The sequence below is a fragment of the Lentzea sp. NPDC054927 genome (assembly GCF_053610285.1).
This window is the reverse complement of sequence record NZ_JBSGXZ010000034.1, coordinates 47221-66482: the sequence shown is the minus strand read 5'-3', so window position 1 is coordinate 66482 and position 19262 is coordinate 47221. Positions and strand designations below refer to the sequence as shown.

The window sequence follows — 19262 nt, the reverse complement described above, 5'->3', positions numbered from 1 at the left end:
CAGAGTTTCTTCAGGCAGAGGAATAACTAGGTGCAGGGCCTGGCGAGAGTTAACGTTGACACATGTCGGAAACGATGGATCGCCTCGCTGGGGCAGCCACGTTGGAGGAAGTGCAACGGGTCGTCCGCACCACGGCACGCTCCTCGCTGGCCGCCCACGGCGCGACGTTGGTGCTGCTAGACGGCGATCTCTGCTACTACGCCGACGAGGACTCGATGAGCCCGCTGTGGAAGGGCCAGCGCTTCCCCGCGGTCAACTGCATCAGCGGCTGGGCGATGATTCACCGCCAAACAGTGGCGATCAGGGACATCCGCTTCGATTCGAGGATTCCTCAAGAAGCGTATCGGCCGACATTCGTGCGCAGCCTGCTGATGTGCCCGATCCTGCGCCCGGAACCCATCGGCGCGATCGGCTGCTACTGGGCGATCCCGCACACCGCGACCCCGGAAGAGACTTCCACGCTGGAGTCACTGGCCGCCGTCGCCGGCGACGCCCTGGAACGGTTCCCCGAGGGCCTGCCCGCGCGGGGCTTCATCAACTGATGTGCAGGAAGTGCCGCAGCGCCAACGGCCGCTGCAGGTACTCGTCCTCGTCCGGGAACGTCACCGGGTCGGTGCGCCAGTTCCTGCCGGCGTAGTTCTCGAGCGCCTGCTCGTCCCGCCACCGGCTCACGTACTGAACCCGCCGCGGATCATCGGCGTCGACGAGCACCTCATGCCCTTCAAGGCCCTCGTACTTCTCCGGGAAGGTCCTGACGAGCTCCCACACCCGCTCGACGAACTCCTGCTCCCGGCCGGGCTTCACGAGCGCCTCGGACACACGCGTCAGCATGCGTCCGATCCTATTGCCGGCGCAGCTCGTCCTCGAAGATCTGGTCGACCTGCCGCGAAGCACGCGACAACGCCTTGATCGAGGCCACAACCACGATGAATCCGATTGCCACAGCGGCCGTGACCCAGGCCGACGTGAGCATGTAGACGATCGCCAGCACTTGCAAGACCACAATGGACTTTGCGGCTATGACGATCCACGACCTGTTGGCCGGTTTGGCGGCGGCGGAGTCCATCACAGAACATCTCCCGACTTTTCAACGAGTGCCGAACCACAGGCTTCGTCGTGTGGATCAAGGCGCCTGTTACGCACCGTGAGTTGAAGCGTCAACCTTCACTCGTAGGGGTTAACGCCACGTGCACGTTCCGTATAGTTTGGTGCGGAACGATGGCACTGCGTCATACAAGCACGGTGACGTCTGCGGCCGCCCGTGTCGAGCCGCGTCACACGATCGAGTGGTTCGGGGCGGCGATTCGTGTCCTTATCCGAAACAGGAAGGACCTTCGCCTCTGAGCTCGCCGGGACCTCTGGCGGTCGAGCGGAGGGCGGTTTGTCGACAAGTCGCCTCGACGCGGATCCCGCTCTCCCCGAATTCCCTCAGGGTCGCAAACAGGGGTGCAAAAACAAATCAGCCCCCGTCCAAAATGGACAGGGGCTGACCTGTGTTATTCAATCGGGGTGACAGGATTTGAACCTGCGACCTCTTCGTCCCGAACGAAGCGCGCTACCAAGCTGCGCCACACCCCGGCTGGGAACGAGTTGAACTCTACATCATGTCCGCGCCAGCTCCGAATCGGACCCCCTGGTTTCGGCCCTGACCAGGTGTAACCGGCCGGGGAACCAGGGTCAGCAGCGAAGCCTCCGGTGGGCAGCAGAACCGCACCGGCGCGTACGGCGAAGTGCCCATGCCGGCGGACACGTTCATCCACATGTGCGAACCCCATCGCGACACACCGCGGGCGCGGCCGCGGTCCAGTTCGCAGTTGGTCACCAATGCGCCGTAGAACGGCACGCGCAGTTGGCCGCCGTGGGTGTGGCCGGCCATCACGAAGTCGTAGCCGTCGGCGGCGAAGGGGTCCAGCACGCGCGGTTCTGGCGAGTGCGTGATGCCCAGCCTCAGGGCCGCGTTCGGGTCCGGGGTGCCGGCGATGTCCACGTAGCGGTCGCGCTTCAGGTGCGGGTCGTCCACGCCGGCCACGAAGATGGTTTGGCCGTTGACCGTGATGGTGCGGCGGACGTGGGTCATGTCCTCCCAGCCGCGCTCGATCATGCCGGCGCGGAGGTCGCGCCACGGGAGTGTCACGCCGTGGATGCGCTTGGTCTTGGCGGACGGCAGCAGGTAGCGCACCGGGTTCTTCAAGCGAGGCGCGTAGTAGTCGTTGCTGCCGAAGACGAACAGGCCCGGCTTGTCCAGCAACGGGCCGAGTGCGCGCAGCACGCCGGGGACGGCGTCCTTGTGGGCGAGGTTGTCGCCCGTGTTCACGACCAGGTCCGGGTTCAGGTCGGCCAGCGCGGCCACCCAGCGCTGCTTCGACACCTGGTTGGGCGTCATGTGCAGGTCTGAGATGTGCAGCACACGGATCGGCTTGGCGCCGGGGGACAGCACGGGCACCGTGGCGGTGCGCAGGGTCCAGTGCCTTCTCTCGATTCCCGCCGCGTAAGCGACGGTTGCGGCGCCGAGTGCGGTCGTGGCGAGGAGTGCGCGGCCGAGCTTGTTCACGTGTCAAGGGTACGGAAGGCGGTTAACTCGATCGGCGCGGCATCCGGCGGGCGGTACCGTTCTGCGCCATGGCGGACTTGAAGACGCGGCTGAAGAACGACCTGACTGTCGCGATGAAGGCACGGGAGACCGTCACGGCCGGTGCGTTGCGAATGGCGCTCACGGCCGTCACGAACGAGGAGGTCTCGGGCAAGCAGGCCCGTGAGCTCTCCGACGACGAGGTCGTGAAGGTCCTCGCGCGCGAGGCGAAGAAGCGCAAGGAGGCGGCTGAGGCCTTCGACGGTGCCGGGCGGGCCGAGAAGGCCGACCTGGAGCGCCAGGAACTCGCCGTGCTGGAGATCTACCTCCCCAAGCAGCTCGACGACGCCGAGCTGGCGTCCATTGTGGACAAGGCGTTCGACGCCGTCGCCGCGCAGCTCGGTGAGGCGCCGGGGCAGAAGCAGATGGGCCAGGTCATGAAGGCCGTCAACGCCGAGGTCGCCGGGCGCGCCGAGGGTGGCCGGGTGGCCGCCGCGGTGAAGGCCAAGCTCGCCGGCTAGAACGCAGTGCCGCAGCGGTGATCGACCGCTGCGGCACCCCAACTCAGAACGCCTTGTCGACCGCGTCCGCGAACTCGCCCATCGACCCGAACTCCAGGTCGTAGCTGTACTCGCCGGACGGCTCGGGCGTCGCGCCCCAGCCCGGCCTGTCGCGCCGCCGGTTGATCCACACCGACGGCAGCCCCTCCCGCTTGGCCGGGACGTGGTCGTGGAACAGGCTCTGCGCCACGTGCAGCAGTCCGGACCGCTCCACGCCCAACGAGTCGAGCGTGGTGTCCAACGCCCGGAAGTGGTTCTCGGCCGGCTTGTACGCGCCGACGTCCTCCGCCGTGATGATCGCCGCGAAGTCCCCGCGCAGGTGCCGGTTGCTGCCCGCGAACCCGGCGCGGTGCACGTTGGACAGAATGATCAACTGGTAGCGCGAAGCCAGGCGTGCCAACGCATCGGCCGAATCGGGGAACGCCGGCCAGTCCGGCACCGAGGAGCCCAGCCGCTGCGCCCATTCGTCGCTCACCTCACGCCCCAGCGCCGCGCCGGTGCGACGGAACGCCGTGGCCAGCACCTCCGGATACAGCCGGAACGGCGTCTCCGCCGCCACCGCGGCCTCGTGCGACCCGTACGCGAGGAGCAGTTCCTCGACCGAAAGATCGAGCCCCTGGTCGCGCGCCCACGGCGACAGCACCGCGGCGATGCCCGTCTCCCAGTCGATGAGCGTGCCGTAGCAGTCGAAGCTGAGTGCCTTGAACTCCGTCAGGTCCATGACCCAAACTGTAGTACAGTTCAACTGTAGTGCAACTGGTTAGACTTGGCCGCATGTCAGCCCTCGACGGCCTCGAAGTGCGCCGCACCACCACGGCCCAGCAGCTGGCCGACGGCCTGTCCGAACGGATCATGGCCGGCGCTTTCGGCCCTGGTGACAGGCTCAGGGAGAGCGCGATCGCGGCCGAGCTGGGGGTCGCTCGCAACACCATCCGCGAGGCCGTCAGGATCCTCGAGCTGACCGGCCTGGTCCGCTACGAGGTCAACCGGGGCGCCGTCGTCATCGCCCCGACGCCGGAGAACGTCGAGGCGCTCTACACCGCCCGCGAACGCCTGGAAACGGCCGCCGCCGCCCGCACTCCGCGCCCGGAGCAGCTCAAAGCGATCACAGACGCGTTCGACGACCTCGTGAAAGCCGCGAAAACCGGCGACCTGAACAAGATCGTCGATCGGGATCTGGCCTTCCACCAGGCGATCGTGGCCACGCTCGAAAGCTCACGGCTCGACGAGTTCTACGCCGCGATGACCCAGGAGCTGCGCTTCTACCTCACGGTCCTCTCGAAGGAGGAGACGCCGGACGAGGTCGTCGCGGAGCACCAGGTCATCGTCGACGCCATCCGCGCGGGCGATCGCGACCGGGCAGTCGCCGAGATCAGTGCCCACATCGACACCAGCGTCCAGCGGCTCAAGCAGATGCTCGCCGAACGCCGGTAACGACTACCTGCGGGTGGGTTCGGTCGGCAGCGTGATCGGTGGCGGTTCGTTCGGGTTGCCGGGGTTGGTCGGGGGGTTCGGCTGGTTCGTCGGCTCCGTGGCCACCGGCGGCGGCACGTAGCCCGAGCTGACCGACAGCGTGATCACCGTGCCGCGCAACGCGTTGCCGCGCGGCGTCTGGCTCACGACCGTGCCCTTCGTCTGCTCGGAGTTGACCGTCTGCAGGTTCACCTTGTAGCCGGCCTGTTCCAGGGTCCGCAGGGCATCGTTGACCTGGCGGCCGACGACGTCGGGAATCTGGATCTCGCGGCCGCCCTTGAGGTACCGCGGCTCGACCGGTGCCAGCGGCGACACCGGCAGCGAGGCGTGCATCTTCGACATCGTCTCGAACCACGTCTTGGCCGGGATCGTGCCGCCGAAGATGTTGCCGCCGGGGCACAGCCGGGGCGCGCCGCCCACGCAGATCGGGCGCGGGGTGATGCCGTCGTTGAACGTCTGCACGGCGCCCGCGAAGTCCGGGGTCGCGCCGATGAACGCGGCCGACTTGTACTCCTCTGTGGTGCCCGTCTTGGCGATCATCGGGCGGGTCCACTTGGCCGCACGGGCCGCCGCCGCGGCGGTGCCGTTGCCCTGGTCGTCCTTGCTCATGCCGGCGGCCAGGCCGTTCGCGAGGCCCTCGGCCACCACCTGCTCGCACTGGGCCTCGTTGACCTGCACGGCCTTGCCGTTGCGGTCCAGCACCTTGGCGATCGGGGTGGGCGGGCACCACTTGCCGCCGCTCACGATGGTCGCGACGACGTTCGCCAGCTCCAAAGTGGACACCGGCGCCGGCGACAGCGTGAACGACGCGTTGCCGCCGCCCTGCTTGTAGAACTCGGTCTGCGAGATGCGGTTCTGCTTGTCCTTGGCCTTCGGGTCCGGCCGGGTGCCCTGCAGGTTCGTCGCCATCGTCTCGCGCATGCCCAGCCGGGACGCCATGTCGACCACGGCGTCCATGCCGGTCTGCTCTTCGAGGATCACGAAGCCGGTGTTCGGCGACGTCTGCAGGGCCTGCTGGAGCGTCATCGACGACGGGTAGCTCGAGTCGAAGTTGTTCAGGCAGTACCAGCGGGTGCCGGGCTCACCGGTCGACGGGCAGCGCTGGGCGCCACCCTTGAAGACCCTCGAGGTGTACGAGGTCGGCGTCTGGATGACGTTCTCGATGCCGAGCCCCTTCTCCAGGGCCGCGGCGGCGGTGAAGACCTTGTAGACCGATCCGGCGCCGAACTTGTTCTCCACGCCGCTGGGCAGGTCGAACGTCGTCTGGTTCTGGTCCGCCTTCAGGCCGTAGTCGCGGTTCGCGACCAGCGCGAGCACGGCGTGGCGTTCCTTGCCGGGCTTCACGACGGCCATCGTGTTCGCGATGCCGGGGGTGCCCTTGCCGACGCCGGCCTCCGCGGCAGCCTTCGCCGTCGAGGTGACCGCTCTGTCCAAAGTGGTCTGAATGGTGTAACCGCCGGTGCGCAGCTGTTCCTCGCTGAATCCCGCGCGCTGCAGGTAGTTCACGACGTAAGAGCAGAAGAAACCGTTTTCCGGACCGGCACCGACACAACCGTTCGGTGGTGTGCGAACCGGGTTCGCGAGTCCGAGGCCTTCCTTCTTCGCGGCCTCACCCGCGTCGCGCGACAGCTTGTCGTTCTCGACCATCCTGTCGATCACTTTGTTGCGCCGGTCCAAAGCTTTGTCCGGATACGCTTCGGGGTCGAGTGCTGACGGACTGTTCACCATTCCCGCGAGCATCGCGGCCTGAGGAACCGTCAACTTGTCCGGAGTCGTGTTGAAGTAAGCCTGCGCCGCCGCCGCGATGCCGTAAATCGTCGAACCGAAAGGAACGACGTTGAGGTACCGGGCGAGGATCTCCTCCTTGCCGAGCTTTCGCTCCAGCTGCAACGAGATCCGGGCCTCGCGCATCTTGCGCGCGATGGTCTGCTCCTGGGCCTTGGCCTGCTCCAGCTTGTTGTTCCGCGCCACGACGTGGACCAGGTAGTTCTTGACGTACTGCTGCGTCAGCGTGGACGCGCCCTGTGACACCGAGCCGCTGACCTGGTTCGTCAGCCCCGCGCGGATGGTGCCCTTCCAGTCCACGCCCTGGTGCTCGTAGAACCGGCGGTCCTCCACGGAGATCAGCGCCGCCTTCATGGTCGGCGAGATCTTCTCGGGCGGTGTCAGGACTCTGTACTGGTCGAACAGGTAGGCGATCGGCTGCCCGTCCTTGTCGGTGACCGTGGTGATCAACGGGGGATCCGTGGTCACGAGGTCGGCCGAGATGCTGTCCACGGTGTCGCTGGCGCGGTTGGACACGAGGCCCGTGGCGCCCACGACGGGGAACAGCATGCCGGCGAGGAGAACCCCGGCCAGCAGGCACAGGCCGAGCATCTTGAGCACGCCATTCCTGACTCGCACGCGGGTCAGCGTACGCCGTACACGAACGGGTGAGCGTGATCAGTAAGGGTCGTTACTCAGCATGAGTAGAGATACGCAAGACAGGTAACAGTCGGGTGACCCAGGGTTGGACGTGGAACCGAACGGCACTACAGTCCGTCAACGTCCAAGGAATGCAGCCGTGGCTCGAACGCTACGGCATCCGTGGCAGGGGTGTGGCGGATTTCCACATTTGGACAGCACTGAGGAGTGGGGGATATGAACCAGGGGGATTGGCGTATCAACGCTTCGTGCCGAGATGAGGAGCCGGACCAGCTCTTCGTCCGAGGTGCGGAGCAGCGCAAGGCGAAGCTCGTGTGCCTGGGTTGCCCAGTTCGCATGGAATGCCTGGCCGAAGCGCTGGACAACAGGATCGAGTTCGGGGTCTGGGGAGGCATGACCGAGCGCGAACGCCGTGCTCTGCTGCGCCGCCGTCCTGACGTGGAGTCGTGGTTCGAACTTCTCGACACCGCACGTCAGGAGCACCACGAGGACTCCAGGGTCGGATAGCTATTCCCCGGCGAGTCGACGACCTATCTCTCGGAGGCCGTCGAGGTCGTGCACGTCAGCGGGCAAAGCAGGCACGCCGACGAGCGCGACACCGGGGTGAGCACGTGTGAACCGGGCCAGCAGCCGCTTCTCCCGACTGGCGACTGCTGCCCGGTCCGCATGCAGCCTGAGCACCGCCGCCGCGAGCGGCGCCTCACCCGAGCGGTCCAGATCGTCGGCCGCCGCGAGCGCGTTCGCTCCCGGCAGGTCCGTCGCGAGCACGGGGTGAGTCCTGTTCGCGACCAGCCCGCACAACGGCATGCCTTCGGCGCTGAGACGCTCGACGAAATAGCTGGCCTCGCGCAATGCGTCCGGCTCCGCGGCCGCCACCACGACAAATCCGGTGCCCGGTGAGCGGAGCAGCTCATACGTGCGTTGTGCGCGTTCGCGGAATCCACCGAACATGCTGTCGAACGCCTGAACGAACGTTGACGCGTCCTGCAACAGCTGGCCACCGACGATCGTCGACACAGCACGTGTGAATAGGCTGAAACCGGTTCCAACGATCTTGAGCAACCCTCGGCCGCTCGCGCGCGCGGGCGCGGAGAGCATTCGGATGAACTTGCCGTCGAGCACCGTCGACAGCCGTTGCGGCGCGTCCAGGAAGTCCAGCGCGGACCGGCTCGGCGGGGTGTCGACGATGATCAGGTCCCACTCGTCCTGCGCCACCAGCTGGCCCAGCTTCTCCATCGCCATGTACTCCTGCGTGCCGGAGAACGACGAGGAAATGGTCTGGTAGAAGGGGTTCGACAGGATCTGGTCGGCCCGGTCGCGGCCGGCGTGGGTGAGCACCATGTCGTCGAACGTGCGACGCATGTCCAGCATCATCGCGAACAGCTCGCCCTTGGGCTCGAAGCCCTCGACGACGACCTCGCGCGGGTGGTTGTCGAGTTCCCGCAGGCCCAGCGACTGCGCGAGGCGGCGCGCCGGGTCGATGGTCAGCACGACCACCCGCCGGCCGCGTTCGGCCGCCCGCAACGCCAGCGCCGCCGCCGTGGTCGTCTTGCCGACACCGCCGGAGCCGCAGCAGACGAGAACGCGCGTCCCCTGGTCGTCCAGCAGCGTGTCGAAGTCGAGCCTGGTGGTCACCGGACACCTGCCGCGACCAGCACCTCGGCCAGCTCGTACAACGCGGCCACGTCCACCCCGTCGTTCAGCTCGGGCAGCTCCACCGTCGGCAGGTCCGACTGGCTGAGCAGCTCCATCGCTTCCTGTTGTGACTGCACCCGGATGGCGTGCTCCACCGTCTCGTCGACCAAACCTTCGAGCGTGAACTCGTCGAGATCCAGTCCGGCGGCCTGCAGCCCGGCGCGCACCTTCGACTCGTCGATCCGGCCCTCCGCCGCGACCGGCACCGAACGGGCGGGCAGCCGGGCCGGGTGGACCCGGTTCACCAGCACCGCGCCCGGTCGCAGGTCCGCGCCGTCGAGTTCGGCGACCGCGTCCAGGGTCTCGCGCACCGGCATCTCCTCCAGCAGCGCGACCAGGTGCACCGCGGTGTCGCCGGAGTGCAGCAGCCGCACCACGCCGTCGCTCTGTCCCTTGATCGGGCCGACCTTGGCGAGGTCGGCCATGGCCTTGGTGACGTCCAGGAACTTGACCACGCGCCCGGTGGGCGGCGCGTCCAGCACCACCGCGTCGTAGAGGTGGCGGCCGTCCTTGCCGGTGCGGTTCACGCACTCCTTGACCTTGCCGGTCAGCAGCACGTCCCGCAGGCCGGGGGCGAGCGTGGTGGCGAACTCGATGGCGCCCATCTTGCGCAGCGTGCGGCCCGCGAACCCGAGGTTGTAGAACATCGCGAGGTACTCGAGCAGCGCGGCCTCGGCGTCGATCGCGAGCGCGTGGATCTCACCGCCGCCAGGCGCGGACGCGATCCGTTCCTCGGCGTAGGGCAGCGGGGCCCGGTCGAAGAGCTGGGCGATGCCCTGCCTGCCCTCGACCTCGATCAGCAGCACCCGGCGGCCGCCGGTGGCCAGCGCGAGCGCCAGCGCGGCCGCGATCGTGGTCTTGCCGGTGCCGCCCTTGCCGGAGACCACGTGCAGACGGGCTCGGGTCAGCTCCTCGGTCCAAGACGTCACACGTCCAGACTATGTGTGAAATCGGTCAGGTGTGGACCTGTCGGTCAATCAGCCATGGTGAGGAAGAGAACGGCCATCGCGGTTGCGGCGACCAACGCCCACGCGACGACCGAGGGCAGCCACAGGGCGATGCTGGCCGTGACCACCACGACGATCACGAGCCCGATCAGCCCGGCCTGGATCACTTCCACGCGCTGGCTGTGTTTGCGATCACGCACCTGGGCCATGGCGACGAGCACCATCACCAGCCCGCCCACGCCGAACAGGCTGGTGGCGATGATCCGCCAGGTCTCCATGTGATCAAGGTAGCCCGATCTGCGAGAACCGCGCAGAGGTCGATCGGGTGGCAAGTTAGGCTCCGCGCATGACGAAGTGGGAGTACGCGACGGTGCCGTTGTTGATCCACGCAACGAAGCAGATCCTCGACCAGTGGGGCGATGACGGCTGGGAGCTGGTCACGGTGCTGACGAACCCGACGGGTGAGCAGCACGTCGCGTACTTGAAGCGGGTCAAGGCATGAGCACCTGGAGCACCCGCCTGAAGGAGCTCGGCATCGAGCTGCCCGGCGTCGCCGCTCCGCTCGCCGCGTACGTGCCCGCCACGCAGAGCGGGCCGTGGGTGTTCACCTCCGGCCAGCTGCCGTTCGTCGACGGCAAGCTCCCCGCCACCGGCAAGGTCGGCGCGGAGGTCTCCCCCGAGGAGGCCAAGCAGTACTCCGCGACCTGCATCCTCAACGCGCTCGCCGCCGTGCACGCGCTCGTGGGGATTGACTCGATCAAGCGAGTCGTGAAAGTTGTCGGGTTCGTGGCCTCCGCCGAGGGCTTCACGGGGCAGCCGGGTGTCATCAACGGTGCCTCCGAGCTGCTCGGTGAGATCTTCGGAGACGCGGGCAAGCACGCCCGGTCGGCCGTGGGGGTCGCAGAGCTGCCGATCGGCGCTCCCGTGGAGATCGAACTGATCGTCGAGGTGTGACATGTCGGACACGTGCCACGAACTGCTGCTGCGGCTCGCCGGGCGCCTGCCGGACGACCTGCTGTGGCGGTACCGGGACTGGGCCGCTTCTGACGCGTATGCGGTGCTCGCGCGGTCGTTGCCGCGCACTCTGCTGCACGGACGCATCCCTCTGACGGAACACGAGATGCGCCTTTTGCAGGACGCGCTCGTGCCCTACGGGGCGGAACCGGGTGCTGTCAGTTCGGTCAAAGGACTGGACGAACTGCCACCCACCGACTACACCTTTTCCCCGGAATCACCCGATCGGGTGTCGATGGGGGATTCCGCGACCGTCGTGCTCGGTGCCACGCTGCGAGGCCGGCACGGGGTCGGTGAGGTTCGCTCCTGCTGGCGCATCGGTCCCACGGGGATCAACCGCGTTCTGCTGGTGGCGGCGACCACCGGCCACGCCCGGCTGACCGGCGAGTTGCAGCGCGTTCTGCGGGCTTTGGGCGAACACGACCCGTGCGTTGAGGTCGTGCCGTCCGGTCTGGACCTGCCGCCCTACCACCGGGCGGCGCTGGCGGCATCGGAGCTGGTGTGTGCCGGCGCCGAGTCCGATGAGCACCTGGTGCTCAGCTAAGGAGAGCTGACGTGACGACGAACGACGGTGTCGCTCTGCCGGTCCGTCTCCACGATCTCCTGCTGTCGATGGCGGGGCGCGTCGATGACGCCGCCCTGTCACAGGCGCGCGAGTTCCTCGCGGTCGGAGAGCTGGACCGCGCGATCGAGATGCTCCTCGGCACGCTCCTCGCGGGCAGCATCCCGGTGCTGCCGGACGAGCGGGCGGCCATCACGTGGATCCTGCACGAGGTCCGTTCGGACGGGTCGCTGACCGATCGCCTGCCGGTCGTGGAGATGCTGCCGTTCGTCCGCCACCGCTTCACCTCCGAGTCCGACCCGGCCGCGGACATCGCGGGTCCGCTGACCCGTGCGGTGTCGGTGCTGCCGGACGTGCGCTCGGTGCGCTGCGTGTGGCGCTCTTCGCCCGCAGGATCGACGCCGGGCCCGTTGCCGCAACGCGTGGTGCTGGTGGACATCGGACCGCAGGGCTTCGCGCCCGCGACGGCCTACCGGGTCGATTCGGTGCTGCGCAAGGCGGGCGTCCGGGCCTCTGTCGAGGTGCTGACCGTCGGCACGCAGCTCAGCGACTACCACGCCTCCGCCGTGACGGCCTCGCGTGTGGTGCCGATCTCCGGTGCCCCGATGGCGCCACCGCAGGTGGCCCACCAGCCGGCCATGGCGCACGAACCCACCGCCGCCTGGTTCGACCAGAACGAAGAACTTCCCGCTCCGGCGCCGGTGGCCGAGCCGACACCGGCGCCGGAGCCACTGGAAGAGACCGGCTCACGTCGCGCACGCTCGTCGTCGCCGACACTCGAGGGCTCCCAGCCCTTCCCGCCCAAGCCCGTGAAGCGCATCCCGAAGGCGCCCGTCGAGCCCGAGGTCGAGGTGCTCGCCGAGCCCATGCCGATCAACCGGGCCGAGGTGACCACCGAGCTGAAGGCGGACGAGCTGGCGGCGCTGCAGGCCGCGCTGGCCGAGCCCGCCGAGCCGTCGTCGGTGGACGCGAACCTCAGCGAGCGCGAGCGGGCCCTGCTGCAGCAGCTGCACGAGGAGCTGGCGCAGCGGGAGCAGACCGGGACGAAGCCTGCCGACAGCGGTCGCTGGCAGATCGACCGGTCCTCGTCGCGTCAGTCGGCGTACGGGGTCACGAACAACGGGCACCAGCCCCAGTAGCCCCTCAGCGACCCGAACGCAGGTACTCCAGCTGGGCGCGGACCGACCACTCCGCCGCCGGCCACAGCACCTTGTCCACGTCCGCGTAGACGACCTCGACGACCTGTCGCGGGGTCGGTGAGCCGCCGAGCGACTCCACGGCTGCGCGGACCTGTTCCAAGCGCTGGGTCCGGTGCGCGAGGTAGGCCCGCGCGGCGTCACCGGCGTCCGCGAGTTCGGGACCGTGTCCTGGCAGGACCGCGGTGTTGTCCGGCAGTTCGGCCAGCAGCTTGAGCGACTCGAAGTAGTCGCCCAGTTTGCCGTCGGGGTGGGCCACGATCGTCGTGCCGCGGCCCAGGACCGTGTCGCCGGTCAGCACGGCCTCACCGTCGATGACGAAGCACAGCGAGTCGCTGGTGTGGCCCGGCGTGCCCAGCACGCGGAGCTCCAGACCGGCGCTGGTGATCACGTCGCCGTCCACGAGGCCTTCCGAGCCGTAGGTGAACGTCGGGTCGAGCGCGCGCACCGGTGCCTTGACCAGTTCGCCGAACTCTCGGGCGCCTTCGGAGTGGTCCGGGTGGCCGTGGGTCAGCAGGATCTCGGCGATCGGGCCGACTGCGGCGATCCGCTTCAGGTGGGCGTCGTCGAGCGGGCCCGGGTCGATGACGACGTACTTGTCCGCGTCCGGAGCCTTGAGCAGCCAGGTGTTCGTGCCGTCGAGCGTCATCGGGGACGGGTTGTCGGCCAGCAGCACGGCGGCGTGGGGCGTGACCTGGCGGAGTTCGCCGTACTGGGGGTGCGCGGCGCGGGCGCCGATCAACGGTGAGCCGCTCACTGGAACACCACCCGGATCACGTCGCCGTCGCGGATGAGCTTGGGGATGATCTTCTCGACGCTGCGTTCCTCGGCCATGACCTTCTCGACGGTCCCGAGAGCGCCCACCTCCTCGAGGGTGCGCCAGGTGGGCGGCATGAGCATGCGGCGGCCCTCCTGGGCGTCCTGGACGGCTTCTGCGGGCGTCTGCCAGGAGGCGTCGGAGGCTTCGGTGGTCTCGCCGTCGGCGCGTTGCCCGGAAGGCAGCTGGGCGACGAAGAAGCGGGTGTCGTAGCGGCGGGGCTCCTCGTACGGGGTGACCCAGTTCGCCCACGGTCGCAGGAGATCCGCGCGCAGCACCAGGTTGTTGACCGCGAGGAACTGGGCGAGCGAGATGTCGCGGTCGACCAGCTGCTGCCGTGCGGTGGCGTAGATCGAGGTGTCGGCGACGACCGAGTTGGCGTCGGGACCCGCGAGCAGTACGCCCGACTCCTCGAAGGTCTCGCGGACGGCGGCGCACACGAAGGCGCGGGCCGTCGCGGCGTCGATGCCGAAGATCTCGCCCCACCACTGCGGTGCCGGACCTGTCCACGCGACGGACGTGTCGGCGTCGCGCTGGTCGACGCCACCGCCGGGGAAAACCGTCATGCCGCCCGCGAACGCCATGCCCTTCACGCGGCGCAGCAGGAAGGCCTCCAGGCCGTCGTCGCCGTCTCGCAGGAGCACCACGGTGACGGCGTCACGCGCCTCGGCGGGTTGAGCGGCCGGCGAGGTGGGTACCAGGTTTCCCGGCAAGGTCATGTCGTCGGGCATCCTCCGAGCGTACGACCGCGCTTACTCGAGGATGGTGTGATGGCGACGAACGTCTCCGGCTGCCTGGTGAAGATCCTGCTGTTCCTGCTGGGCGTGGTGATGGGCACCGGCCTCACCGCGGTCGCGGGCGTGGTGATGTTCGTGCCGGACCGCACGACCGTGATCAGCGTCGATCCGACGTCGACCGCACCGGGCGTGTACGTGAAGAAGGTCGAACGGCTGGTAGGCGGCACCTACTACGAGATCTGGCTCGGCCCGACGCCGGACCGCGGTCACGTCGTGACGGTGCCCAGCGGCTGGGAACACGACCCGGACCGCGAAACGACGGGCGACGGCATGCGGCTGAAGTTCGACAACGGAGGCGAGATCTTCGTCCCCAAGGCGAGTTACTCCTGAGGCAGGATGTGCGAGTGGACGAACAGCTGCGCGTAGGACTTGTCGGTGCGGGCCCGTGGGCTCAGATGATTCACGCTCCCGGCGTCGCGAACCATCCCGGCACGACGCTGACCGGCGTGTGGGCCCGTCGTGCCGAGGCGGCCGCGGAACTGGCCCGTGAGCACGGCGCGGAACCGTTCGCGGACTTCACCGAGATGCTGTCCACTGTGGACGCCGTGGCGTTCTGCGTGCCGCCGGCCGTCCAGGGCCCGATGGCGATCGAGGCGGCGAACGCGGGCAAGCACGTGATCCTCGAGAAGCCGATCGCGGAGTCGGTCGAGGTGGCCGAACGCCTGGCCGCGGCCGTTTCCGACGCGGGCGTCGCCTCGCTGGTCGTCCTGACCCGCCGCTACGCCCCGGAGACGAAGGAACTGCTGGCCCAGCTGCACCGCACCGGCGGCTGGACCGGCGCCGACGGCCGCTGGCTGACCGGCGCCCTGCTGGACGGCCCGTTCTCGAACTCGCCGTGGCGCCACGAGAAGGGCGCGCTGGACGACATCGGCCCGCACGCGTTCGACCTGCTCGACGCGGCCCTGGGTGAGATCACCGACGTGATCGCGGCGAACGTCTCCGAAACCGGCCTGTGGCAGCTGATCCTGCAGCACGCGGGAGGGGCCACGAGCACCCTGTCGCTGACCCTGTCGTTGCCGCTGCAGCCACCGTTCGCGGACTTCACCGTGTTCGGCCCCAACGGCCACCGCACGCTGAACAGCCGTGACACGTCCGCCCTGGACTGCTTCACCAACCTGCTCGACGACTTCGTGGCCATGGTGCACAGCGGCACCACCGCTCACGAGTGCGACGTGCGGCGCGGCCTGCACCTGCAGCGCGTCATCGACCTGGCGCGTCGCAAGGCAGGTGCCTGAGGCTCCGGCCGTCCAAAATTGTCAGGGGTCCCCGCTAGCTTCACTCGCATGGACCTCACCGCCACGACAGCCGAGCTCGCCGGCGCCGCCGCCGAGGTGGCGCGGCTGCTGCCCACCCGCGTGCTCGACCCGGTGCTGGCCGGGTTGCGCATCCGGGCGGGCCGGGACGTCGAGATCGCGGGCAGCGACCAGGAGCACGGCGTGCGGTTGTCCGTGAACGCCACCGTCCACACCGAGGGCGAGGTGCTCGTGCCGGCGAAACCGCTGGCCGCGACCCTCCAGGCCCTGGACGAACCGCAGGTGAGGCTCAAGGTCGAAGGCCAGCGGCTGGCGATCCGCACGCCGTCGTCGCGGTTCGCGATCCCGTTGCTCGACCTGAACAACCACCCCGGCATCCCGGAACTGCCGCAGCTGCAGGGCCACGTCGACGCCGACAAGCTCAAGACCATCGCGGCCGTGGCCGGCGCGGCCTCGAAGGACGACGCGCTGCCGATCTTCACCGGCATCCGGATCCAGTCGGACGCACAGAAGCTGCACGTCATCGCGACCGACCGCTACCGCATGGCCTACGCCACATTGCCGTGGGAACAAGAAGGTCAACTGGACCTGTTGGTCCCAGCGAAGGCCATCGTCGAGGCGGCCAGGCAGGCGACCGGCAAGGTCGCCCTGCACGCCAACGAGGACCGCATCGGCCTCGCCTGGCACCACAACTCGATCTCCACCGCTCTCTTGGCCGCTCCCTTCCCGGACGACCGGGCGCGCCGACTCCTGGAGGCAGTCATCGACAGCACGGTGCTCGTGGACGCGGACGCGCTCGCCCGCGCCGTCCGCAGAGCCACGCCCTACGGCGGCCCGCACCAGGCGGTGACCATCCAGGTGGAGGACAGCGAGGTCAGGGTCAAGGGCAGCGACCCGCAGCAGGGCGAGTCCGAGGAGTTCGTCAAGGCCACAGTGGACGGCGACCGCGTGACCAAGACCTTCCAGGCCCGCTACCTGGCAGACGCGCTGAAGGCCTTCGCTGGCCGCCGGATCGAGCTGAAGATCCAGGACGGCCTCCGCTCCACGGTGCTCACCTCAACGCCGGGCGAGGACGGCGTGGAGCTGACCTACCTGGTCGTGCCCATGCGCTCAGTCGCCTGACGTCCGCCGCGAGGTCCATCTCGGAACGCGCCGGCAGGTCCGTGTACGCGACAGCCGCGGCTGAGGCAGCCCCATCGGGAGCCATCTCAGCCGCGGCTGACATCGAACGAAGCCCGCGAACCCCTGCCTCAGCGCGCGGCGAGGTCCATCTCGGAGCGCGCCGGCAGCGGTTCGGCGGTGGGCACGCCACGGCGGACGGTGCCGCGCAGCAGCCACACGGCGAGCGCGATCAGCAGGCCCGCCACACCCGCGGCGACGAACGCCGGGCGCGTGCCGAAGTGCTCGATCAGCTGGCCGGACAGGCCCTGGCCGATGGCGAGGCCGACGGTCACCGAGGTGATCACCCAGCCGAACGCCTCCGCGGCCATGCCGTTCGGCGTGACCTGCTCGATCGACGCCGAGTGGGCGGTCGACTGCGGCGTGATCAGGGTGCCGACCACGAACAGCGCCAGGCCTAGGCCGAGCAGCGTGGCCGGGATCGCCAGCAGCAGCGAGAGCAGGGCGAAGCCGCCCAGCAGCACCGGCAGGCGCAGGTGCATCGGGCGCGGCCACGGGCGCATGCCGTAGAGCACGCCGAAGATCACCGAGCTGATCGACCACAGCGACAGCATCAGGCCGCCCATCGAGGCCTGGCCCGCCGCCTTCGCGAACGCCGGCACGGCCACCTCGACGAAACCGATCGTCACGCCGAAGCCGAGTGCCGCCAGCGCCACCGTGCGCATGCCGGGGTAGGCGAACGCGCCGAGCAACGGGCGCGGCGTCTGCGTGACAGGGCCCCACGCGCGCACGACCGGGTTCGTCGCGAACCACAGTGCGCCCACGACCATCAGCACGGCACCCACGACCACGCCGGTGCCCGCCCACGGCGCCGCCAGCAGCAGACCGGCGAGACCCGGTCCGAGGATGAAGAAGACCTCCATGCTGATGGCCTCGTAGGCGTAGGCCGCCATGCGCGTCGGGCCGGTCGGCACCATCCGCTCCCACAGCGCCCGCGACGCCGAGCCCACCATCGGCTCGCTGAAACCGACGCCGAGAGCAAGCGGGACCAGCACGAACACCGGCGAACCCGCCTCGACGGCGAGCACCGAGACGGTCACGAACACCGCGAACAACGCGCTCACGATCATCAACGGGCGGGTGGGACCGAAGCGGTCCATCAGCCGGCCCTGGACGACGGAACCCATCGCCACGCCCACCAGCGCCGCTCCCGAGACCAGGCCGGCGACCGCGAACGACCCCGTCGCGCGCTCGACGTAGAGCAGCAGCGAGAGTCCGACCATCGCGATCGGGAGGCGGGCGAGCAGGGACGCGACGACAGGGCCGCGCATGCCGGGAGTCGTCAGAGCAGCACGGTAGTCGGAGAGACGGGCAGAGTGGGACATGTGTACCAGTATGTCAAACCTGGTACGGATGTACCAGTTCAGGTGCGCAGGGTCACCACGGTTGCGATTAGGTCACAGGAATGGGATGACCGGGTGAAAGATGCAACGAATCGGCCACACACGAGGTCCTTGAGGGTGAAAGGGCTTGAGCGGCCGGGGTGCAGACGTGCGAAAGTTGACTCATCGACCGAGACCAACCTCTGGCCTGAGGGTCGGGGCCTGCGCGCCAGAGGGATGGAAGGCACGGTTCGTCGGGGGATGGGCCGTGCAACACAAAGGACCGGTGCGCCACGTCGGGGGTGGCGCCCGGTCCTTTGTGTTTAAAACGATCTCTTAGCGGGCTCGGCGCGCCAGGCGCTCCGGGTCCAGGATCAGCACGCTCTTGCCCTCGAGTCGCAGCCAGCCGCGGTGCGCGAAGTCGGCGAGCGCCTTGTTCACGGTCTCGCGGGACGCACCGACGAACTGGGCGATCTCCTCCTGCGTCAGGTCGTGCGTGACGCGGAGCAGACCGGCCTCCTGCGAACCGAAGCGCTGTGCGAGCTGCAACAACGCCTTGGCCACGCGGCCGGGCACGTCCGTGAAGATCAGGTCGGCCAGCATGGAGTTCGTCCGGCGCAGCCTGCGGGCCAGGGCCCTCAGCAACTGCTCGGCGATCTCCGGCCGGTTGGTGATCCACTGCCGGAGCGCGGGGCGGTCCATCGACACCGCGCGCACCTCGGTCACCGTCGTCGCGGTCGACGTGCGGGGGCCGGGGTCGAAAATGGACAGTTCACCGAACATGTCGGAAGGTCCGAAGATCCCCAACAGGTTCTCGCGGCCGTCCGGCGACTTGCGGCCGATCTTCACCTTGCCGGACTGGATGATGTACAGGCGATCGCCCGGCTCACCTTCCGCGAAGATCACATGGCCACGCGGGAACTCCACCGTCTCCAGGGTCGTCGCCAGCGCCTCTGCGGCCGCCGGGTCAACACCTTGGAAGATGCCCGCTCGCGCCAGGGTCTCGTCCACCTCGTCCCTCCTAATCGACGCGACGGCACGCCTACCACCATCTTTGGTGGAGTCAGCGCCGTGCCGCCGATCACTGCGTTGCAGTCTAAGGGCTGTGTTGTGGATCGCCGCCCGGCTCGCCGTCTTACTAGGAACAACCGCACTGACTCGATCCAGCCCGACGGGCCAGTCTACGCCATCTAGCGGACCCGCTTGCGCGGTGCTCCACGACCGCGACGACGCAGCCGGAACAGCTCAAGGGCGCGACCGATGCCGTGTCCGTAGAGCGCCTTGACCTCATCAGGCCTGGCGGACTCCAGGAACTCCTCGACCTCGTTCTCCTGCACGGCCACGTGCCGGAGCTTCGCTTCGACGCGCTCCATGAAGAGCGCGAAGAACATGATCACGATCGGTACGACGATCACAAACCAGGCAGTCATGATGCTCCGCAGTGTGGCGCAAGT

General features: G+C 68.5%; 24 protein-coding genes and 1 tRNA gene. 11 read left to right on the top strand and 14 right to left on the bottom strand.

Annotated elements, in window-relative coordinates; genetic code table 11:
• The first annotated feature begins 62 nt into the window (after window positions 1-62).
• A complete protein-coding gene (locus ACWGE0_RS33260) occupies window positions 63-542 on the top strand; it encodes a GAF domain-containing protein (RefSeq protein WP_452264864.1) in 480 nt (159 codons plus the stop codon).
• Here the strand turns inward: ACWGE0_RS33260 and ACWGE0_RS33255 are convergent.
• From ACWGE0_RS33255 to ACWGE0_RS33240, 4 genes are all read right to left on the bottom strand, one after another.
• Window positions 535-831: an antibiotic biosynthesis monooxygenase family protein gene (locus tag ACWGE0_RS33255; protein ID WP_452264863.1), complete on the bottom strand. Its 297-nt coding sequence runs from the start codon at window positions 829-831 to the stop codon at window positions 535-537. The two genes, ACWGE0_RS33260 and ACWGE0_RS33255, sit on opposite strands and share 8 nt — an antisense overlap.
• A 10-nt stretch (window positions 832-841) precedes the next feature.
• The gene (locus ACWGE0_RS33250; RefSeq protein WP_452264862.1) at window positions 842-1066 is read right to left on the bottom strand and encodes a hypothetical protein; all 225 of its coding nucleotides are present in this window, start codon (window positions 1064-1066) and stop codon (window positions 842-844) included.
• Between the two features lie 438 nt (window positions 1067-1504).
• Window positions 1505-1578, bottom strand: a tRNA-Pro gene (locus tag ACWGE0_RS33245).
• 19 nt (window positions 1579-1597) lie between these two features.
• Window positions 1598-2551 carry a metallophosphoesterase gene (locus ACWGE0_RS33240; protein ID WP_452264861.1) on the bottom strand — a complete coding sequence of 318 codons (954 nt, stop codon included), beginning with the start codon at window positions 2549-2551 and terminating at the stop codon, window positions 1598-1600.
• 68 nt (window positions 2552-2619) lie between these two features.
• Between ACWGE0_RS33240 and ACWGE0_RS33235 the strand changes: the two genes are divergently transcribed.
• Window positions 2620-3090 carry a GatB/YqeY domain-containing protein gene (locus ACWGE0_RS33235; RefSeq protein ID WP_452264860.1) on the top strand — a complete coding sequence of 157 codons (471 nt, stop codon included), beginning with the start codon at window positions 2620-2622 and terminating at the stop codon, window positions 3088-3090.
• A gap of 43 nt (window positions 3091-3133) precedes the next feature.
• Here the strand turns inward: ACWGE0_RS33235 and ACWGE0_RS33230 are convergent, their stop codons facing one another.
• Window positions 3134-3850 carry a haloacid dehalogenase type II gene (locus tag ACWGE0_RS33230; RefSeq protein ID WP_452264859.1) on the bottom strand — a complete coding sequence of 239 codons (717 nt, stop codon included), beginning with the start codon at window positions 3848-3850 and terminating at the stop codon, window positions 3134-3136.
• Between the two features lie 53 nt (window positions 3851-3903).
• Between ACWGE0_RS33230 and ACWGE0_RS33225 the strand changes: the two genes are divergently transcribed.
• Complete coding sequence (locus ACWGE0_RS33225; protein WP_452264858.1) at window positions 3904-4563, top strand: GntR family transcriptional regulator; 660 nt, start codon at window positions 3904-3906, stop codon at window positions 4561-4563.
• 3 nt (window positions 4564-4566) lie between these two features.
• Here the strand turns inward: ACWGE0_RS33225 and ACWGE0_RS33220 are convergent, their stop codons facing one another.
• Entirely contained in the window at window positions 4567-7005 is a 2439-nt protein-coding gene (locus ACWGE0_RS33220) for a transglycosylase domain-containing protein (RefSeq protein ID WP_452264857.1), read from the bottom strand.
• A gap of 237 nt (window positions 7006-7242) precedes the next feature.
• Here ACWGE0_RS33220 and ACWGE0_RS33215 point away from each other — a divergent pair, with 237 nt between their 5' ends.
• Window positions 7243-7533, top strand: coding sequence for a WhiB family transcriptional regulator (locus ACWGE0_RS33215; RefSeq protein ID WP_319968956.1), 291 nt, complete (start codon window positions 7243-7245; stop codon window positions 7531-7533).
• Here the strand turns inward: ACWGE0_RS33215 and ACWGE0_RS33210 are convergent, their stop codons facing one another.
• From ACWGE0_RS33210 to ACWGE0_RS33200, 3 genes are read right to left on the bottom strand one after another with little or no spacing between them, the layout of a single operon-like run.
• Window positions 7534-8661 carry an ArsA family ATPase gene (locus tag ACWGE0_RS33210; protein ID WP_452264856.1) on the bottom strand — a complete coding sequence of 376 codons (1128 nt, stop codon included), beginning with the start codon at window positions 8659-8661 and terminating at the stop codon, window positions 7534-7536.
• Window positions 8658-9650 (bottom strand): ArsA-related P-loop ATPase, encoded by a 993-nt coding sequence (locus ACWGE0_RS33205; RefSeq protein ID WP_452264855.1) that lies wholly within the window; start codon window positions 9648-9650, stop codon window positions 8658-8660. The genes ACWGE0_RS33210 and ACWGE0_RS33205 overlap by 4 nt, the downstream gene beginning before the upstream one ends.
• Before the next feature lie 44 nt (window positions 9651-9694).
• The gene (locus tag ACWGE0_RS33200; RefSeq protein ID WP_452264854.1) at window positions 9695-9946 is read right to left on the bottom strand and encodes a hypothetical protein; all 252 of its coding nucleotides are present in this window, start codon (window positions 9944-9946) and stop codon (window positions 9695-9697) included.
• A 68-nt stretch (window positions 9947-10014) separates the two neighbouring features.
• On the opposite strand from ACWGE0_RS33200, the gene ACWGE0_RS33195 reads away from it, so the two are divergent.
• The 4 genes from ACWGE0_RS33195 to ACWGE0_RS33180 are packed head-to-tail and all read left to right on the top strand — an operon-like array spanning window position 10015 to window position 12383.
• Entirely contained in the window at window positions 10015-10170 is a 156-nt protein-coding gene (locus ACWGE0_RS33195; protein WP_090069797.1) for a DUF4177 domain-containing protein, read from the top strand.
• Window positions 10167-10622: a RidA family protein gene (locus tag ACWGE0_RS33190; RefSeq protein ID WP_452264853.1), complete on the top strand. Its 456-nt coding sequence runs from the start codon at window positions 10167-10169 to the stop codon at window positions 10620-10622. The genes ACWGE0_RS33195 and ACWGE0_RS33190 overlap by 4 nt, the downstream gene beginning before the upstream one ends.
• 1 nt (window position 10623) lies before the next feature.
• Complete coding sequence (locus ACWGE0_RS33185; RefSeq protein WP_452264852.1) at window positions 10624-11226, top strand: hypothetical protein; 603 nt, start codon at window positions 10624-10626, stop codon at window positions 11224-11226.
• An 11-nt stretch (window positions 11227-11237) separates the two neighbouring features.
• Complete coding sequence (locus ACWGE0_RS33180; RefSeq protein WP_452264851.1) at window positions 11238-12383, top strand: hypothetical protein; 1146 nt, start codon at window positions 11238-11240, stop codon at window positions 12381-12383.
• A 4-nt stretch (window positions 12384-12387) separates the two neighbouring features.
• Here the strand turns inward: ACWGE0_RS33180 and ACWGE0_RS33175 are convergent, their stop codons facing one another.
• Both ACWGE0_RS33175 and ACWGE0_RS33170 read right to left on the bottom strand, forming a co-directional pair.
• The gene (locus ACWGE0_RS33175) at window positions 12388-13197 is read right to left on the bottom strand and encodes an MBL fold metallo-hydrolase (RefSeq protein ID WP_452264850.1); all 810 of its coding nucleotides are present in this window, start codon (window positions 13195-13197) and stop codon (window positions 12388-12390) included.
• Entirely contained in the window at window positions 13194-13988 is a 795-nt protein-coding gene (locus ACWGE0_RS33170) for an NUDIX hydrolase (protein ID WP_452264849.1), read from the bottom strand. The genes ACWGE0_RS33175 and ACWGE0_RS33170 overlap by 4 nt, the downstream gene beginning before the upstream one ends.
• Window positions 13989-14027: 39 nt before the next feature.
• Here ACWGE0_RS33170 and ACWGE0_RS33165 point away from each other — a divergent pair, with 39 nt between their 5' ends.
• The 3 genes from ACWGE0_RS33165 to dnaN are packed head-to-tail and all read left to right on the top strand — an operon-like array spanning window position 14028 to window position 16429.
• Window positions 14028-14384 carry a hypothetical protein gene (locus ACWGE0_RS33165; protein ID WP_319968947.1) on the top strand — a complete coding sequence of 119 codons (357 nt, stop codon included), beginning with the start codon at window positions 14028-14030 and terminating at the stop codon, window positions 14382-14384.
• Between the two features lie 14 nt (window positions 14385-14398).
• On the top strand, window positions 14399-15289 hold the full coding sequence (locus ACWGE0_RS33160; protein WP_452264848.1) for a Gfo/Idh/MocA family protein: 891 nt from the start codon (window positions 14399-14401) through the stop codon (window positions 15287-15289).
• A 48-nt stretch (window positions 15290-15337) separates the two neighbouring features.
• On the top strand, window positions 15338-16429 hold the full coding sequence (dnaN, locus tag ACWGE0_RS33155) for a DNA polymerase III subunit beta (protein WP_452264847.1): 1092 nt from the start codon (window positions 15338-15340) through the stop codon (window positions 16427-16429).
• Between the two features lie 128 nt (window positions 16430-16557).
• Here dnaN and ACWGE0_RS33150 read toward each other — a convergent pair whose 3' ends face one another.
• The 3 genes from ACWGE0_RS33150 to ACWGE0_RS33140 all read right to left on the bottom strand — a co-directional run bounded on the left by ACWGE0_RS33150 (window position 16558) and on the right by ACWGE0_RS33140 (window position 19238).
• The gene (locus tag ACWGE0_RS33150; RefSeq protein WP_452264846.1) at window positions 16558-17811 is read right to left on the bottom strand and encodes an MFS transporter; all 1254 of its coding nucleotides are present in this window, start codon (window positions 17809-17811) and stop codon (window positions 16558-16560) included.
• 333 nt (window positions 17812-18144) lie between these two features.
• On the bottom strand, window positions 18145-18819 hold the full coding sequence (locus ACWGE0_RS33145; RefSeq protein WP_030477589.1) for a Crp/Fnr family transcriptional regulator: 675 nt from the start codon (window positions 18817-18819) through the stop codon (window positions 18145-18147).
• Between the two features lie 179 nt (window positions 18820-18998).
• Entirely contained in the window at window positions 18999-19238 is a 240-nt protein-coding gene (locus ACWGE0_RS33140; RefSeq protein WP_319968943.1) for a hypothetical protein, read from the bottom strand.
• Window positions 19239-19262 lie beyond the last annotated feature (24 nt).